Here is a 16,568-nt window from a genome sequence, read left to right as displayed (position 1 = left end):
TTTGAGCGAGAGCATGATCCTTTCGGACGGCGAAACCCCGTCTGATGTCCCGGACCCGGCTCAAGTCTGTCTCGGCTGGTCAGCTCAGCGCGGCGACCCACCTCTGGAATCGGCCGACGGAGCGACCACAGGCAGAGACGGGGACGGCGCCGTCTGCGTCCGTGCGAACTTCCATTGTCGTTTTGCGCCCGGCTTGGCAGAAGCAAAAACGCCTCCTAGCCCCTTGCGACGTCGACCGACGGCGGGACTCCGCGAGGCGTTCACTGGGTTCGTGTTCGCCAAGGCCGCGCTACAGACGCGATTTCGACCGCCGCGCTTGGCGTCGTACAGCGCCTCGTCCGCCTTCTGAACGGCATGATCCAGCGGTGCGGCGTGGTCATCGACCAGGGCCACACCGATGCTGACTGTCACAAGGATTTCAATATCGCCGACGCTGAACGGCGTTTCCGAAACGCTGAGACGGAACTTGTCTGCAAAACGGATGGCCTCCTCAAGCGGCATATCGCTGAGCAAGGCGAGGAATTCTTCTCCACCCCAGCGACCGGCCACGTCTTGGCTGCGGCGGCAATGGAGCGACAGGCGGTCTGCGAAGCCCTTCAGCACGGCGTCACCCGCCGCGTGCCCATAGCGGTCGTTGATCGATTTAAAATGATCAATATCTAAGATCAGGACGGCTGCGGGCTGCCGCGCACGGCTGCACAAAGCAATCAGAGCCGCAGTTTTGGACTCGATGCCGCGTCGGTTGGCCAGTCCGGTCAGCGGGTCCGTCGTCGCCAGCGACTTGATCCGCGCCTGCGCATCTTCCAGCGACATCGCAACCAGGCCGACATAGGTCAGAACGCTCATGAGTTGATCGATGAACAAGGCCAGACCGATGTCTGACATCGGCGAAACTTCCACTAGCGCAGGCGCCGAGACCCTAACGGCGATCAGAGCGACCGAGACGGACAAGGCCAAGCAATAGGTGGCGAGGGCCGAACCTACCAGGATTTGGGATGGTAAGTAACTGCGGCCTGACCCGAACAGGAAGATCTGCGCAGCGAGCGCAGTCGAACCGACCAGCATCATGATCGTGAACATCACGACATGATCGGGTGAGGCGCCCAGACCGTGGGCGCACCCATAGATGACGCCCGGCGCCAGGCTCATCCACGCAAATCGAAGCTTGCTGATTTCGCGCCCGAAGAAGGCGCATCCGCCTGCCCAGACGCAGGATAGGCTGATCCCAAGGATCATATAGATGACTACGCCGCGTGTGCCTGAAAAATAAGGATAGCTGGGGTCATTGTAGATCAGCAGCACGCCGATCGCTGATCCCAGAATGCTGGCGGTCCAGAAGCGAAATGCGCTCCGAGCCTCGCTGATGAAGCACGCAATCAAGAATATCAGCAGAAATCCAGCTCGCGCAGCAGCACTGGCAAACAACAATGTATCGACATCTAGCATCTTAGCTCATTTCAAGATCTTTTTGATACCGGATATTGTTAACGCGCTCTCATCTATAATCATCCATGAGATTTATATAATATCAACGTATTAATAAGACCCTTGACGTCATCGTTTATAAGATATTCATCATGTCCAAGAAGATCTTTTTGAGTGCATGTTTCTGTCCGTGGCCGACTCTTGGTCAAGTTCAATGAGCGCCCGATTAGTGTTGGTCGGGGTTGTACTTTTCACTGGCCTGTTCGGAAGTCTGACTGCATCGGCTCAAGGCCGGCCGGTCGCCCCTGCCTTCGCTGCAGGGGACGTGGTCGTGCGTGGGCGAGCGACGGCGATCATGCCTTACGACGAACGGTCGAAAATCGACCTGATCGGCGGGCGCGTGGATGTGAAGCCGAGAGTTCTGCCGGATATTGATGTCAGCCTGTTCCTAAATGAACACTGGTCGATCACCGGGCAGACGGGAGTTGTGAAAACCTACATTACGTTGAAAGACACGCTGTATGGGGACATAGACGTCGGCTCAGTGCAGAGCGTGCCACTAGCGGTGTCCGCCCAATATCACTTCACGACCCGGGGGCGCTGGACGCCCTATGTCGGCGTCGGCGTGGTCGCCAACTGGTCTTTCGGAGAAAAACCGGCCGGGGGCTATGTGCAGAGTTTCGAAGTTTCGGTCCCACCAGCGCCCTTGGTCAAAGCCGGCGTCGACTATCAGATCAGCGAGAGGTGGTTTGCGAATTTTGAGGCAAGGCAGATTTTTCTTCCCGATCAAACGATCGAGGACGGCGGCATCACGGCAAGGTCAAGCTTGAAAACCGTCACGATCGGCGCCGGCGTCGGATCTCGGTTCTAGACGCGAACCAGGGCGCGAGGTCCTCATGGCTCCCTACCCCATCGCCGCCACGAAGGCGTCGCCTGCGCGGCTGCGGTAGCGTTCGGAGTGGCGCAGCAGGCGGAAGGGGCGTTCCGGCAGGGAAAAGGCGGCGGTGACCAGACGGCCAGCGGCGACCGAGGCGTAGGCGACGCTTTCGGACAGGGCGGTGGCGCCGGCTCCGGCCTCGGCCGCCGCCAGAACGGCTTCGTTCGACGGCAGGGTCATGGCGACGGGCAGGTCGGCGGGATCGACCCCGGCCTGGCGCACCGCCTCCTCCAGCGTTGAACGCGTGCCGGACCCCGCTTCGCGCAGGACCCAGGGGGACGAGGCCAGATCACGCGGGGACAGACGGCGCATGCCCGCCCAAGGATGATCGGGCGCGACCACGACCGCCAAGCGGTCGGAACCGATGCGGGTCTGTTCCAGCGCGAGTTCGTCGACCGTGCCCTCGACCAGGCCGATCTCGGCGGCGCCGGCCAGGACGGCGGCGGCGGCCTGGCGCGTATTGCCGATCTGGACGTCCAGTTCGATGCCCGGATGGGCGGTGTGGAAGGCGACCAGGCGACGTGGCAGCCAGTAGGAGGCGATGGTCTGGCTGGCGAAGACGGTCAGGCGACCGCGCCGCAGGGCGCTCATATCCGCCAGCGCCGCCTCGGCCGCCGCCGCGCGCGCCAGCACGGCCTTGGCCTCGGGCAGGAAGGCCTGGCCCGTCTGGTTCAGCACCACGCCCCGGCCGACCCGGTCGAACAGGTGGACATCATGTTCGGCCTCGAGCGCCGCGATGGCGTTGGAGACGGCCGACTGGGTCAGGTTCAGCGCCCGCGCCGCCGCCGTCACATGCTGACGCTCGGCCACGGCGACGAAGATGCGCAGGCGTTCCAGGGTCAAGATCAATCTCCAAATCGGATCGGTACGACCATAACAATCCGTTGGACGAGGGTCGAGGGGCGGCGCATCAAGCGGGACAATGAAGTCCGCCGCCCCTGCCGCCGTTCTGAGCCCCCCCCTGCCCCGTTTGATGCAGTTGGGTGCGTTCGGACGTTCGGTCTGGCCTGGCCTGATAATGAGCCTGGTCGTAGCCCTGGCGGCCGTGGGCCTGACCAGTCTGGAGCGGGACGTGTTCGGCAAGGCCTGGCTGGAACCGCTGGTCCTGGCCATCCTGCTAGGCGCGGGCGTTCGGGCGGCCTGGACGCCGGACGTCCGGTTCAGGGTCGGGATCGATTTTTCGGCCAAGATCCTGCTGGAGGTGGCGGTGGTCCTGCTGGGCGCCTCGGTCAGTGCGGCGACCCTGTCGTCGCTGGGGCTGGGGTTTGTCGCGGGCGTCTTCGCCCTGGTCGCCGCCGCCATCCTGGTCGGGTTCGGGATCGGGCGCGCCTTGGGGCTGAACCCGCGCATGGCCCTGTTGGTGGCGTGCGGGAACGCCATCTGCGGCAACTCGGCCATCGCCGCCGTGGCCCCGGTGATCCACGCCGACGGGGAAGAGGTGGCCGCCTCCATCGCCTTTACCGCCGTGCTGGGGGTGGTGGTGGTTCTGACCCTGCCGCTGCTGGGCGGACTGATGTCGATGAGCGGGCTGCAGTTCGGCGCCCTGGCGGGACTGACCGTCTATGCCGTGCCCCAGGTGCTGGCGGCCGCCGCCCCGTTCGGCGCGGTCGCGACCCAGACGGGCACGGTGGTCAAGCTGGCGCGGGTGCTGATGCTGGGGCCGGTGATCCTGGTGTTGTCGCTGATCTTCCGGGATCGGGCGGAGGGGGCGAAGGGGCCGGGACTGCACCGGCTGTTGCCCTGGTTCATCGTCGGCTTTTTGGCGATGATTGCGCTGCGGAACCTGGAGCTGATCCCGCAGGCGGCGCTTTCGCCAATGGCGGCGGCGTCGGGCCTGCTGACCGTGGCGGCCATGGCGGCTCTGGGGCTGCAGACCGACATCCGGGCCGTGGCGCGGGCCGGCGGGCGTGTGGTTGCGGCCGTGGTGTTGTCGCTGGCGGCGCTGGTGGGGCTGAGCCTGGGGCTGATCGCGGTGCTGGGGGTTTAGCGCCCTTCCACTTTCGTCATTCCGGGCGAAGGGCCGCTTGGCCCGCAGACCCGGAACCCAGCGGCGCCGAAGGCGAAATGGGTCCGCCGCAGTATGTTGAAAGATCGTATCCGCGACAGGTTCGCGCTCTCGCGCGCCGCTGGGTTCCGGGTCTCCGCTGCGCTGCGCCTGGAATGACGAAAGTAAAGTTGAGCTAGATCCCGCTGCCCTGATCCTCGACCGGAGGCGGGGTGAGCAGCAGGAAGGCGCGGATCCAAGCGGTGAGGACGGCGCGGTCGTTGGGGCGTTTCAGGCTGTCGAGCGCGGCGTCGGCCAGGGGTTCGGGGATGCGCGAACCGCGCCGGACCTCGACCAGGGCGGCGGCGTAGTCGGGCTGGAACTCCGGGTGGCATTGGAAGGAGATGGCGTCCTCGCCCCAGGCCAGGCCGGCGTAGGGGGTGAAGCCGCTGGATGCGATGACGCGCGCATCGGGCGAGACGGCCACGACCTGATCCTGGTGCGAGACGGGGATGGCGATGGTGCGGGCGCGGGGCTGCATCCACGGCTCGTCGGCGTGGACGTCGTAGCGGTGCAGGCCGACGCCCCAGCCCTTGTCCGACTTCTCGACCGCGCCGCCGAAGGCGTGGGCCAGGACCTGGTGGCCGAAACAGATGCCGACGATCCGGGTCCGGCCGCGCGCCGCGCGCAACCAGTCGATCAGCTGGGGAATCCACGGCAGGTCGTCATAGACGCCGGCGGCCGAGCCCGTGACGATCACGCCCTGGAAGGCGGCGGGGTCGGACGGCAGAAAGCCGGACTGGACGTCGAAACGGGTGGTCGGGACGGTCTCGCCCAGCAGGGCGCGGAACCGGGCCGGATAGTCGTCGAAACTGTCCTTCAGGGCCTCGGGCGGATGGCCGGTTTCCAGAATGGCGATGCGGGTCATGGCGCCAACATAGGGGCGCCACGCGCGGATCAGAAGGACCAGATTTCAGCCTTGCCGCCGGGATCGCCCAGACGGTCGGCGACCCAGCCGCAGATCTGGTGCGCCGCCGCCTCGGTCCCTGGGGGCGGATTGACGATGACCAGGGCGCAGCCGTTCATCTTCATCGGATTGACCAGGGGGCGCAGGCGGGCCTCGGCCACCAGAGTCGGGCCGGCTTTGCCTTGGAGCCGGCGGATGAAGCCGTCGAAGGTCTCCAGATCCTTCAGCGGGGTCCAAATGGCGACGATGGCGGCGGGATCGCGGGCGACGACGGCCAGCGCCGTCTCGGCCGAGCGCACATAGTCGTCGGGCTTTTCGAACGGCGGGTCGATCAGGATCAAGGGGCCGCGCACCCGCGCCGCCTCGGCCGTGGCCAGGGCGTAGCCGTCGCCCTCGCGCGCCTCGGCGTTCGGGCGGTCGGCCAGGGCCTGGGCCAGCAGGGCGCGGACGGGCGGGTTCAGTTCATAGCCGACATAGCGGCTCTCGCTCCCGAGCGCATCGGCGATCAGCAGGGGCGAGCCGGGATAGAAGCGGGCGCCGCCGTCGGGGTTGAGCGCCGCCACCCGGTCCGCCAGGGCCTGCATAAGCGGCGGCAGGTCCGGGTCCGTCATCAAACGCGCGACCCCTGCCTCGGCCTCCTTGGACCGCACGGCGTCGCCGGACAGATCGTAGAGGCCTGCGCCGGCATGGGTGTCGAACACCGTCAGCGGGCCGGCGCCCGCGCGGGTCTTCACCAGCCACAGGACCAGGGCGTGTTTGACCAGGTCGGCGAAGTTTCCGGCGTGGAAGCTGTGGCGATAATTCATGCCGCCTCGTGTCGCGCCGGGCGCGCGGGGTCAAGGGGAACTCGCGGGGGCGACGCCGCGTTGGTCGCCGGTCTGAGGCAAGCCGCTGAAAGACCAATGAAAAGGAAACGCCGGGATGGCGGACGGATCGCACGGCGTGGATATTGCGGCCGAGATTCCGCAGGGGCTGAGCTGGTGCAGCGACGAGACCCCCGGCATCCGGCGGCGGCGGGCCGGCAAGGGCTGGTCCTATCGCGACGCCAAGGATCAACCGATCAAGGACGCCAAGGTTCTGGACCGGATCCGCGCCCTGGCTATTCCGCCCGCCTGGACCGACGTCTGGATCTGCCCCAAGGCCAACGGCCATATCCAGGCGACCGGGCGCGACGCGAAGGGGCGCAAACAATACCGCTATCACGCCGGCTGGAGTTCGGCCCGGTCGGAGAACAAGTTCGACAAGCTGCCGGCCTTTTCGCGCGCCCTGCCCCGGCTCCGCGCCCAGATGGAGCATGATCTGGGCCTGCGGGGGCCAGTGAAGGAGAAGGTGCTGGCCACCGCCGTGCGCCTGCTGGAGATCACCCTGATCCGGGTCGGCAACGCCACCTACGCCCGGCAGAACCGCAGCTATGGCCTGACCACCCTGAACAAACGGCATCTGGAGGTGGACGGCGCGGCTCTGACGTTCGAATTCCGGGGCAAGAGCGGCAAGGATCACCGCGTCAGCGTCCGCGACCGGCGGCTGGCGCGCGTGGTGCGGGCGCTGGAGGAACTGCCGGGCCAGCACCTGTTCAAATACCGCACCGCCGACGGGGAGCTTTGCCCCGTCACCTCGGACGATGTGAACGCCTATATCCGCGCGGCCATGGGCGACCAGTTCTCGGCCAAGGATTTCCGCACCTGGGCGGGCACGGTCTCGGCGGCGCGGGCCTTGCGCGAGATGGAGCCCCCGACCTCTCCCACCGACGCGAAGCGGAAGATCACCGTCTGCGTCAAGGCGGTGGCGGGCCTGCTGGGCAATACGCCGACGGTGTGTCGGGCCTCCTATGTCCATCCGAAGGTGATGGAACTTTATGAGAACGGAGACCTGAGGGCCGCCCTGCCGGGAGCGGACGCCAAGGGGTTTGAGAAGGCGCTGATCAAGCTGCTGAAGGTGGAGTGAGCCCACCGCCCCGCTCCGTCACCCTCCGACTTGTTCGGGCCTACCTCTAACAACACACGAAACGAACGAGGGGCGCACAGTGGTCCGTGCGCCCCTCGTCTTAATTGCACAATCCCCGCCGTGGGCCCTCCGGACGAGCCGGAGTGTGACGGGGTTTGGATCAGGTGGAAGCGTTAGTTCTTCATCCTCCACGTCGCGCCGTCGGGGCCGTCCATGACGACGACGTTGAGTGCGTTCAAGCGGTCGCGGATGCGGTCGGCCTCGGGCCAGTCCTTGGCGGCGCGGGCGGCGGCGCGTTGGTCCAGCAGGGCCTCGACCTCGATACGCAGGGCGTCTGAGACGTCGCCTTCCAGCCAGGCAGCCGGGTCGGACTGAAGCACCCCCAGGATGGAGGCGCAGGCCAACAGGCGCGCGCGGGCCTGGGCCACGGCGTCCAGATCGCCCGCCGTCATGCCGCGCTCGATCTCGCTGGACAGGGCGAACAGACTGGCCATGGCGCCAGGGGTGTTCAGGTCGTCCTCGATCGACTTCATGAAATCGGCGGGCGGATCGAGGTCCAGAACCTCGACACCGCTGGAGCGGTGCAGGGCGCCGTACAGACGGTCCAGAGACTTCTTGGACTGGTCCAACAGGCCCTGGTTCCAGTCCAGAGGCTGGCGATAGTGGGCCGATAGCAGCGCCCAGCGGACGACCTCGCCCGGCATAGCCTGGACCAGGTCGTGCAGCAGCAGGACGTTGCCGATGGACTTGGACATCTTCTCGGCGTCCACGGTCAGGAAGCCGTTGTGCATCCAGTAGCGGGCGTATTCGTCGTGGGCCTGATCGTCATGGGCGTGGCCGTGGGCGCAGACGCCCTGGGCGATCTCGTTCTCGTGGTGCGGGAAGACCAGGTCGATGCCGCCGCCGTGGATGTCGATCGGCAGGCCCAGGGCCTGTTCGATCATGGCCGAGCATTCGATGTGCCAGCCGGGACGCCCCTCGCCCCAGGGCGACGGCCATGACGGCTCGTCCGGCTTGGACGGTTTCCACAGGACGAAGTCGTGGGGGTTCTTCTTGTAGGGCGCGACCTCGACGCGGGCGCCGGCGATCATGTCATCCAGGTTCCGGCCCGACAGGGCGCCGTAGGACGGATAGGACGAGACGTCGAACAGGACATGCCCCTCTGCCGCATAGGCGCAGCCGGCGTCGACGATGGCCTGGATCTGATCGACGATGGCCGGGATATAGTCGGTGACGTGGGGGGCGAGGTCGGGCGGGCTGACGTTCAGCAGGCCCATGTCGGCGAGATAGGCGGCCTCGTAGCGGGCCGTGACATCGCCGATCGGCACGCCTTCGCGAGCGGCCTTCTGGTTGATCTTGTCGTCCACGTCGGTGACGTTGCGGGCGTAGATCACCTTGTCCGCGCCGTACTGCCTTCGCAGCAGCCTTGCCAGGACATCGAACACCACCGGGGGGCGGGCGTTGCCGATATGGGCGTAGTCATAGACCGTCGGGCCGCAGACATAGAGGGTCACCCGGTTCGGATCGCGCGGTTCGAACAGGCGCTTTTCACGGTGCAGGGTGTCGTGGATGTGCAGCGGCATAAGATAGGTGGACTTCGTTTTCTTGCAGGACGGAGGGTCCGTCCCATATAGCGGCCTGATATACAGTCCCGACGGATTGTAGAAGCTATACCGGGCGGCCCCGACCGCCTCGGCCGGAAAATCGAGTTCATGAGCGTCATCCCCGCCAAGCCCGTCCTCGTCAGCGACGAAACCGCCACGGTTCAAGAGTCTGGCCGTCCCAGCCGTGAACAGGCGCTGGACGCCGTGCGCACCCTGATCGCCTGGGCCGGCGACGATCCCGACCGTCCGGGCCTGATCGACACGCCCAAGCGGGTGGTGGACGCTTACGGGGAATGGTTCGACGGCTATGACGCCGATGCGGCCAAGGAGCTGTCGCGCACCTTCGAGGACGTGACCGGCTATGACGACATGGTCATCCTTCGCGAGATCGAGGTGGAGAGCCATTGCGAGCACCACCTGGCTCCCTTCCTGGGCAAGGCCTATGTCGCCTATCTGCCCGGCGAGAAGGTGGTCGGCATCTCCAAGCTGGCGCGGGTGGTCGAGATCTTCGCCCGGCGTCTGCAGAATCAGGAAACCCTGACCAACGACATCATCGAGGCCATCGAATCGCACCTGCAGCCCAAGGGCGTCGCGGTGATGATCGACGCCGCGCACCAGTGCATGACCACGCGCGGGGTGCATCACCGGCATGTTTCGACCGTCACCACCCGGTTCACCGGCGCCTTCAAGGACGATCCTGCCCTGATGGACCGTTTCCTGAAGCTGGCGAAGGCCTGAAGCCCGACCGGGCGTCCGGCTGTCGCGTATAATTGACGTTCGGGAACGCCCGATCGTTTAGAACCGCTTTACAAGCGCGCATCGGGACGCCAAGAACCGATCAAGCTCTCGGGCGATCCATAGGGAATGTCGGCGCGGATCTGCGGCCGGCGAGTAACGGAGATTAGGCATGGCTGCGAAGATCGGCGGTTCCGGTGGGGACAAGCACACGATCGAACAAACGGCTGACATCAACATCACGCCGTTCATCGACATTCTGCTGGTGCTGATGATCATCTTCATGGTGGCCGCGCCGATGGCGACGGTGTCGATCCGTCTGGACCTGCCGCCGGCGACGCCGCCGACCGACCCGACCAAGGAGAAGGAACCGGTGTACATCACCATCCAAGACACCGGTCAGCTGTTCATCGCCGAGAAGCAGACTTCGATCGACAACCTGGCCGCCGACGTCTGCACCGCCTTGGGCGGCGGTTCCTGCCAGGAAGAGCGCGTCTTCGTCCGCGCTCAGCCGGAAGTGAAATACTCGCAGTTCATGGAAGTCATGAACAAGATGCAGGAGAACGGCTTCTTCAAGGTCGGCCTGCTGAACGAAGACATCGAATAGGACCATCGTCCTTTCCAAGATTTGGGCCGCGTTCCGACAGGGACGCGGCCTTTTTCTTTGCGGCAAGGCTTGCTCCCGCGCGCGCTGACCGCCTTGATGGCGGATCGGCTGTTCGAGGAGTCCGCCCATGCGTCGCCGCACCTTCCTGTCCGCCCTGCCCGTCGGCGTGCTGGCCACGACCGCAGCCCAGGCGCAGCAGTTGGCGCCGGCGTCCGCCCCCCCCTCGCCCGCCCGCCCCGCCGATCCCTATGCCGGCATCGGCATCGGCGACCGGGTCACGGGACCGAAATTCATGGGCCGCTCGACCGTCTGGGGCGCGAACGGGGCGGCGGCGACGGCGCATCCGGCGGCCAGCCTGATCGGCATCGACACCCTGAGACGCGGCGGATCGGCCATCGACGCGGCCATCGCCATCAATGCGGCCCTGGGCTTTCTGGAGCCGGTGGCCAACGGCATCGGCGGCGACGCCTATTGCCTGCTGTGGGACCCGAAACAGAAGAAGGTGGTCGGGCTGAACGGGTCCGGCGCCAGTCCGCGGGGACTGAGCCTGGAGACCGCGCGGTCCAAGGCCATCGACGGCTATCTGCCGCGCTATGGCGCGGTGACGGTGAATGTGCCGGGCACGGTGGACGCCTGGTGGAGCGCGCATCAGCGCTATGGGAAACTGCCGTGGAAGGATGTGCTGCTGCCGGTCGCCGAACTGTGCGAACAGGGCGTCCCCATGCCCCAGGTCATCGCCTACTACCTGGAACGCAACATGGCCGCCTTCGACCGAGGCGTGATCCCAATCGAGGAGAACGACAACCGCAAACGCATCTGGGCAGCCGGCGGGGCGACGCCCAAGGTGGGCGAGATCTTCGCCAATCCGTATCTGGGCAAGACCCTGCGGATAATCGCCGAGGGCGGGCGCGACGCCTTCTATGACGGGCCGATCGCCGATCAGATCGAGGCCTATTTCAAGCGGATCGGCGGCTGGATGACCCGCGCCGACATGGCCGCCCACCACACCGAATGGGTCGCGCCGATCCAGACCAATTATCGCGGAGTGGACGTGTTCGGCCTGGGCCCCAACACCCAGGGCCTGTCGACCAATCAGATCCTGAACATCTGCGAACAGTTCGACCTGAAATCCATGGGCTTCCAGTCCGCCGCCTCGCTGCACGTCCAGGCCGAAGCCAAGCGGCTGGCGTTCGAGGACCGGGCGCGCTGGTTCGCCGACGACCGATTCTCCAAGACCCCGATCGAATGGCTGAACTCCAAGGCCTATGCCGCCGAACGGGCGAAGCTGATCCGGCCGGACCGGGTGATGGATCGGGTCATGCCCGGCGACGCCCCGCACCACGGCGACACCACCTATTTCAGCGTCGCCGACAGCGACGGGATGATGGTCAGCTGGATCCAGTCCAACTATCGCGGCATGGGCTCGGGCCTGGCGCCGGACAATGGGTCGGAGCCGCTGGGCTTCATGTTCCAGGACCGGGGCGAGCTGTTCGCCCTGAGCGACGGCCATCCCAATGTGTATGCGCCGGGCAAGCGGCCGTTCCAGACCATCATCCCCGGTTTCGCGGTCAAGGACGGCGAGCCCTGGATGGCGTTCGGCGTCATGGGCGGCGCCATGCAGCCCCAGGGCCAGGCCCAGATCATCATCAACATGGTCGATTACGGGCTGGAGCCGCAGGCGGCGGGGGATGCGCCGCGCTGGCAGCACTATGGCTCGTCCGAACCGACGGGCCAGCCGCAAGAGGGGACCGGGGTGCTGCACCTGGAGAGCGGCGTACCGGAAGCGACCAAAGCGCAGCTGCGGGCCATGGGCTGGACCCTGGGCGAGCCGGACGGCGGGTTCGGCGGCTATCAGAACGTCATGAAGCAGATGAACCCCGGCGGGCGCTGGACCTATGGCGCGGCGACCGAGATGCGCAAGGACGGGATCGCCATCGCCTATTGAGGTTGGGCCTATTGAGATTGGCGTACTGACATGACCCGTGACGAGGTGCGCGCCCTGTTGCTGTCCTTCCCCGGCGTCGAGGACGGCGTCTCCTATGGCGAGCGATCGTTCAAGGTGGCGGGGAAGTTCTTCACCTGGCTGCGGCCGAAGCTGGACGACAGTATCGTGGTGCATCTGGATAATCTGGATGAGCGCGAGCTGCTGATCGAGATGGACCCGGCGACCTTTCACTTCACCGACCACTACCGCGACTATCCGATCGTGCTGGCGCGGATCGCCACGGTCGATCCCGTCTGGCTGAGGGCGGCGCTGGAAAAGCGGTGGCGCAAGGTGGCGCCGAAGCGGCTGGTGAAGGCCTACGACTGCGCTTGACCTGACGTCGGGGAAACCATGCAGGGTCCGTTTAAAATAAGAACGGACAGGGAAACGACATGGGGCTGGCGGTCGAGGATCGGGTCATCAAGGCCGTGGACGGCTGGCCGCTGGAGGCGACGCTGTTCCGGGGCGATGCGCCGAGGATGGCGGTGCTGGTTTCTGCGGGCACCGGGTTTCCACGCGGCTTCTATGCGAGGTTCGCGCGCTGGATGGCCGAGCGCGGCTGCGTTGTTCTGACCTATGACTATCGCGGCATCGGCGGATCGCGGCCCGAGGATCTGGCGGCGATGGAGATGGACTATCCCGACTGGGGGCGACTGGACATGCCGGCGGCGCTGAAGGCGTTGAAGAAGGCGGCGCCCGGGCTGCCGGTCTTCCATGTGGGGCACAGCGTCGGGGGCCATTTCGTGGGCTTCATGCCGAACCAATCCGAGATCGGGCGGCACGCCTTCGTTTCGGTCGGGACCGGATGGTGGGGCGGACACCACCGGTCCTATAATCCGATGGAGCTATTCTTCTGGTTCGGTTTTGGCCCGAGCCATCTGCGCCGCCACGGCTATGTCCGGGCCGGCAAGCTGTGGCGCGGGACGGATCTGCCGCGCGGGGTGTTCGAGACCTGGAAGCGGTGGTGCCTGAAGCCCGCCTATTTCCTGGACGAGCTGAAGTCCGGAGCCTTGGAGCCCCAGGCGTTCGATCAGGTGCGGGCGCCGATCCGGTCCTGGATCTTTCCGGACGACCCCATCGCCACGCCGGGGACGGGGGCGGCGCTGCTGAAGGCCTATTCCAACGCCCCGTCCGAGATCGTGGTGCGTCGCGCCGGCGACTATGGCGCGCGACGGGTCGGCCACGAAGGCGCCTTCCGCAAGGGGCTGGAGCCGCTGTGGCAGGAAATCCTCGATTGGTTCGACGCGGGGGTTTCGAAGGCCGCACCCGGCGCCTAACTGTGCTGCTCCCCGAGAATGAAGGATTTCCCCATGGCTTACGGCGATCAGCCCACAATCACCGTCGATGGCGTTGAGATCCCCCTGCTCGGTTTCGGCACCTGGCAGCTGGAGCCGACGGACGCCCGCCGAATGGTCGCCGAGGCGCTGCGGATCGGCTATCGCCACATCGACACCGCCTGGATCTACAAGAACGAGAAGGCGGTCGGCGAAGGCATCGTGGATTCGGGCGTGGCCCGCGAGGACATCTTCCTGACCACCAAGATCTGGGTCGAGCATTTCACCCATGACGCCCTGCTGAAACAGGCCAAGGAATCGGCCGAGAGCCTGGGGACGACGCCGGACCTGCTGCTGCTGCACTGGCCCAAGCCGACGCCGACGTTCGAAGAGACTCTGGGCGCGCTGAACGAAGCGAGGGACCAGGGCCTGACGAAGTCGATCGGCCTGTCGAACTTCCCGTCCAAGGAGTTCAGGCAGGCGCAGAGCCTGTCCAAGGCCCGCTTGCTGACCAACCAGGTCGAGCACCATCCCTATCTGGGGATCGACCCACTGGTCGCGACGGCGGCCGAGCTGGGGTCTTCGATCACCGCTTGGTCGCCCTTGGCCCAGGGCAAGATCGCCGACGACAAGACAATCTCCGAGATCGCCGAGGCCCACGGCAAGACCAACGGCCAGGTCACGCTGCGCTGGCTGCTCCAGAACCGGATCATCGCCATTCCCCGCACGACCAAGGAAAGCCGGGCGCGCGAGAACTTCGACATCTTCGACTTCGAACTGTCGGGCGAGGAGATGCAGCGTATGGACGCCCTGGATCGCGGCGAGCGGTTGGGCGACTGGCTGGACCCGACCTACCAATGGGACAAGGCCGCCGCTTGATCGACGGCCTGATTTAGGGGGCGCGCATGTTGCGTGAACGGGATCGCCCACGTCTGTGGCGCGCCGCCTTCGCCGTGATCGGCTGGGCGGCGCTGGCGCTGCAATATGTGCTGATGGCGGCGCCGGCGGAGGGTTGGGCCGTGCTGGACCGCACGGTCAACTACTTCAGCTTTTTCACTATTTTGACCAATATCCTGGTCGCCCTGGCCCTTACCGGGCCGCTGATGAGTCCGCGCCGACGCGTGGCGCGGTGGACCGCCAGCGGGGGCGTGCGGGCGGCGATCGCCATGTACATCGTGGTGGTCGGCGTCGTGTACCATTTCCTGATCGCCCCCAACTGGAAGCCCGAGGGCCTGACGTTCGGGGTCAATCTGGTGCTTCACTATGTGATGCCGGCCGCCTTCCTGCTCGACTGGCTTTGGTTCACGCCCAAGGGCAGGCTGCGGTGGGTCGACCCGATGAAATGGCTGGCCTTTCCGCTGGTTTATGCAGGCTGGACGCTGGCGCACGGGCTGACGACCCACTGGTGGCCTTATGGGTTCGTCAATGTTGACGAGCTGGGCCTGGGTCGGGTGCTGGCGGTGTTCGCCGGCCTGATGGTTTGTTTCCTGCTGGTCGGACTGGCGCTGGTCGGGCTGGATCGGGTCTTCGGTCGAACGGTGCGTGACAGTTCAGCCCCGGCGCTTTAGGCGAAGGCATGGCCTACAAATCCCTGCGTGACTTCATCGACCAGCTGGAAGCCCAGGGCGAGCTGGTGCGGGTGTCCGAACCTGTCTCGACCGTGCTGGAGATGACCGAGATCCAGACCCGGCTGCTGCGCAACGGCGGTCCGGCGGTTCTTTTCGAAAAGCCGGTCATGCCAGACGGCACGATCAGCCCCATCCCCTGCCTGGCCAATCTGTTCGGCACGGTGAAACGGGTCGCCATGGGGGTGACGCTGGAGGGCAAGAACAGGACGACAGCGGGCGAGTTGCGCGAGGTCGGGGAGCTGCTGGCCTTCTTGCGCAATCCGACGCCGCCGCGCGGCCTGGGCGACGCCATGGAGATGTTGCCGCTGATGCAGACCGTCATGTCGATGCGGCCCAAGACGGTGAAGAAGGCGCCGGTACAGGAGGTGGTGCTGAAGGGCGACCAGGTCGACCTGACCACCCTGCCCGTTCAGTCCTGCTGGCCCGGCGAGCCGGCGCCCCTGATCACCTGGGGCCTGGTCGTGACCAAGGGGCCGAGCGAGGACCGCGAAGACGACTTCAACCTGGGCATCTATCGGATGCAGGTGCTGGGCAAGGACAAGGCCATCATGCGCTGGCTGGCGCACCGTGGCGGGGCGCAACACTATGCGCGGCACAAGAAGGCCCGGCCGAAGGAGCCCCTGCCCTGCGCCGTGGTGCTGGGGGCCGATCCGGGGACCATCCTGGCGGCGGTGACGCCGGTGCCGGACACCCTGTCGGAATATCAGTTCGCCGGCCTGATGCGGGGCGCGAAGGCCGAACTGGTCCCGTGCAAGACCGTGCCGCTGATGGTGCCGGCCCAGGCGGAGATCGTGCTGGAGGGCCATGTCCTGCTGGACGAGTTCGAGGACGAAGGGCCTTACGGCGACCACACCGGCTATTACAACTCGGTCGAGAAATTCCCGGTCTTCCAGGTCAGCGCGATCACCATGCGCAAGAACCCGATCTATCTGACCACCTTCACGGGCCGGCCGCCGGACGAGCCGTCCGTGCTGGGCGAGGCGCTGAACGAGGTCTTCATTCCCCTGCTGCGCCAGCAGTTCCCCGAGATCGTCGACTTCTGGCTGCCGCCCGAGGGGTGCAGCTATCGGATCGCCGTGGTGTCGATGAAGAAGGCCTATCCGGGCCACGCCAAGCGGGTGATGCTGGGCGTCTGGAGCTATCTGCGCCAGTTCATGTACACCAAATGGGTCATCGTCGTGGACCACGACATCGACGCCCGCGACTGGAAGGACGTCATGTGGGCCATCTCGACCAAGATGGATCCGGCGCGCGACATCACGGTGATCGAGTCGACGCCCATCGACTATCTGGACTTCGCCAGCCCCGAGAGCGGCCTGGGCTCCAAGATCGGCCTGGACGCCACCGACAAATGGCCGCCCGAGACCAAGCGCGAATGGGGCGAGGAAATCCGCATGGATGAAGCCGTGATCGAACGGGTTTCAGACATGTGGGACCGACTGGGCCTGCCCGGCGACAGCGCCCCCATCTGGAAATAGG

Annotated in this window: 16 protein-coding genes; 11 read left to right on the top strand and 5 right to left on the bottom strand. The window is 65.9% G+C overall.

Annotated elements, in window-relative coordinates; translation table 11 throughout:
* Positions 1-84: 84 nt before the first annotated feature.
* Positions 85-1,446 (bottom strand): GGDEF domain-containing protein, encoded by a 1,362-nt coding sequence (locus tag GGR11_RS00515; protein ID WP_183194853.1) that lies wholly within the window; start codon positions 1,444-1,446, stop codon positions 85-87.
* Positions 1,447-1,603: 157 nt separating this feature from the next.
* On the opposite strand from GGR11_RS00515, the gene GGR11_RS00510 reads away from it, so the two are divergent.
* Positions 1,604-2,296, top strand: coding sequence for an OmpW/AlkL family protein (locus tag GGR11_RS00510; RefSeq protein WP_183194852.1), 693 nt, complete (start codon positions 1,604-1,606; stop codon positions 2,294-2,296).
* Positions 2,297-2,329: 33 nt separating this feature from the next.
* On the opposite strand, the gene GGR11_RS00505 is transcribed toward GGR11_RS00510, so the two are convergent.
* The gene (locus GGR11_RS00505) at positions 2,330-3,205 is read right to left on the bottom strand and encodes a LysR family transcriptional regulator (RefSeq protein ID WP_183194851.1); all 876 of its coding nucleotides are present in this window, start codon (positions 3,203-3,205) and stop codon (positions 2,330-2,332) included.
* 175 nt (positions 3,206-3,380) lie between these two features.
* On the opposite strand from GGR11_RS00505, the gene GGR11_RS00500 reads away from it, so the two are divergent.
* The gene (locus tag GGR11_RS00500) at positions 3,381-4,349 is read left to right on the top strand and encodes a YeiH family protein (protein ID WP_221205058.1); all 969 of its coding nucleotides are present in this window, start codon (positions 3,381-3,383) and stop codon (positions 4,347-4,349) included.
* Positions 4,350-4,542: 193 nt separating this feature from the next.
* Here the strand turns inward: GGR11_RS00500 and GGR11_RS00495 are convergent, their stop codons facing one another.
* Both GGR11_RS00495 and rlmJ read right to left on the bottom strand, forming a co-directional pair.
* Positions 4,543-5,274, bottom strand: coding sequence for a type 1 glutamine amidotransferase (locus tag GGR11_RS00495; protein ID WP_183194849.1), 732 nt, complete (start codon positions 5,272-5,274; stop codon positions 4,543-4,545).
* 29 nt (positions 5,275-5,303) lie between these two features.
* Positions 5,304-6,119, bottom strand: a complete 816-nt coding sequence (gene rlmJ, locus GGR11_RS00490) for a 23S rRNA (adenine(2030)-N(6))-methyltransferase RlmJ (RefSeq protein WP_183194848.1) — start codon at positions 6,117-6,119, stop codon at positions 5,304-5,306.
* Between the two features lie 115 nt (positions 6,120-6,234).
* Here rlmJ and GGR11_RS00485 point away from each other — a divergent pair, with 115 nt between their 5' ends.
* On the top strand, positions 6,235-7,257 hold the full coding sequence (locus tag GGR11_RS00485; RefSeq protein WP_183194847.1) for a DNA topoisomerase IB: 1,023 nt from the start codon (positions 6,235-6,237) through the stop codon (positions 7,255-7,257).
* A gap of 173 nt (positions 7,258-7,430) precedes the next feature.
* Here GGR11_RS00485 and cysS read toward each other — a convergent pair whose 3' ends face one another.
* Positions 7,431-8,840, bottom strand: a complete 1,410-nt coding sequence (gene cysS, locus GGR11_RS00480) for a cysteine--tRNA ligase (RefSeq protein ID WP_183194846.1) — start codon at positions 8,838-8,840, stop codon at positions 7,431-7,433.
* A 129-nt stretch (positions 8,841-8,969) separates the two neighbouring features.
* On the opposite strand from cysS, the gene folE reads away from it, so the two are divergent.
* The 8 genes from folE (at position 8,970) to GGR11_RS00440 (ending at position 16,567) form a co-directional block, all read left to right on the top strand.
* Positions 8,970-9,599, top strand: a complete 630-nt coding sequence (folE, locus tag GGR11_RS00475) for a GTP cyclohydrolase I FolE (protein WP_183194845.1) — start codon at positions 8,970-8,972, stop codon at positions 9,597-9,599.
* A gap of 169 nt (positions 9,600-9,768) precedes the next feature.
* The gene (locus GGR11_RS00470) at positions 9,769-10,203 is read left to right on the top strand and encodes a biopolymer transporter ExbD (protein WP_183194844.1); all 435 of its coding nucleotides are present in this window, start codon (positions 9,769-9,771) and stop codon (positions 10,201-10,203) included.
* 127 nt (positions 10,204-10,330) lie between these two features.
* Entirely contained in the window at positions 10,331-12,148 is a 1,818-nt protein-coding gene (locus GGR11_RS00465) for a gamma-glutamyltransferase family protein (RefSeq protein WP_183194843.1), read from the top strand.
* Between the two features lie 30 nt (positions 12,149-12,178).
* Positions 12,179-12,520, top strand: coding sequence for an MmcQ/YjbR family DNA-binding protein (locus GGR11_RS00460; protein WP_183194842.1), 342 nt, complete (start codon positions 12,179-12,181; stop codon positions 12,518-12,520).
* A gap of 59 nt (positions 12,521-12,579) precedes the next feature.
* Positions 12,580-13,464, top strand: a complete 885-nt coding sequence (locus tag GGR11_RS00455) for an alpha/beta hydrolase family protein (protein WP_183194841.1) — start codon at positions 12,580-12,582, stop codon at positions 13,462-13,464.
* A gap of 33 nt (positions 13,465-13,497) precedes the next feature.
* Positions 13,498-14,340 (top strand): aldo/keto reductase, encoded by an 843-nt coding sequence (locus GGR11_RS00450; RefSeq protein WP_183194840.1) that lies wholly within the window; start codon positions 13,498-13,500, stop codon positions 14,338-14,340.
* A gap of 26 nt (positions 14,341-14,366) precedes the next feature.
* Positions 14,367-15,029: a Pr6Pr family membrane protein gene (locus tag GGR11_RS00445; RefSeq protein WP_183194839.1), complete on the top strand. Its 663-nt coding sequence runs from the start codon at positions 14,367-14,369 to the stop codon at positions 15,027-15,029.
* Between the two features lie 8 nt (positions 15,030-15,037).
* Positions 15,038-16,567 carry a UbiD family decarboxylase gene (locus GGR11_RS00440; protein WP_183194838.1) on the top strand — a complete coding sequence of 510 codons (1,530 nt, stop codon included), beginning with the start codon at positions 15,038-15,040 and terminating at the stop codon, positions 16,565-16,567.
* Position 16,568: the final 1 nt, after the last annotated feature.

It is taken from the genome of Brevundimonas mediterranea (assembly GCF_014196125.1).
GTDB classification, from domain to species: Bacteria; Pseudomonadota; Alphaproteobacteria; order Caulobacterales; family Caulobacteraceae; genus Brevundimonas; species Brevundimonas mediterranea.
This window is presented reverse-complemented; position numbering and strand designations above follow the sequence as displayed.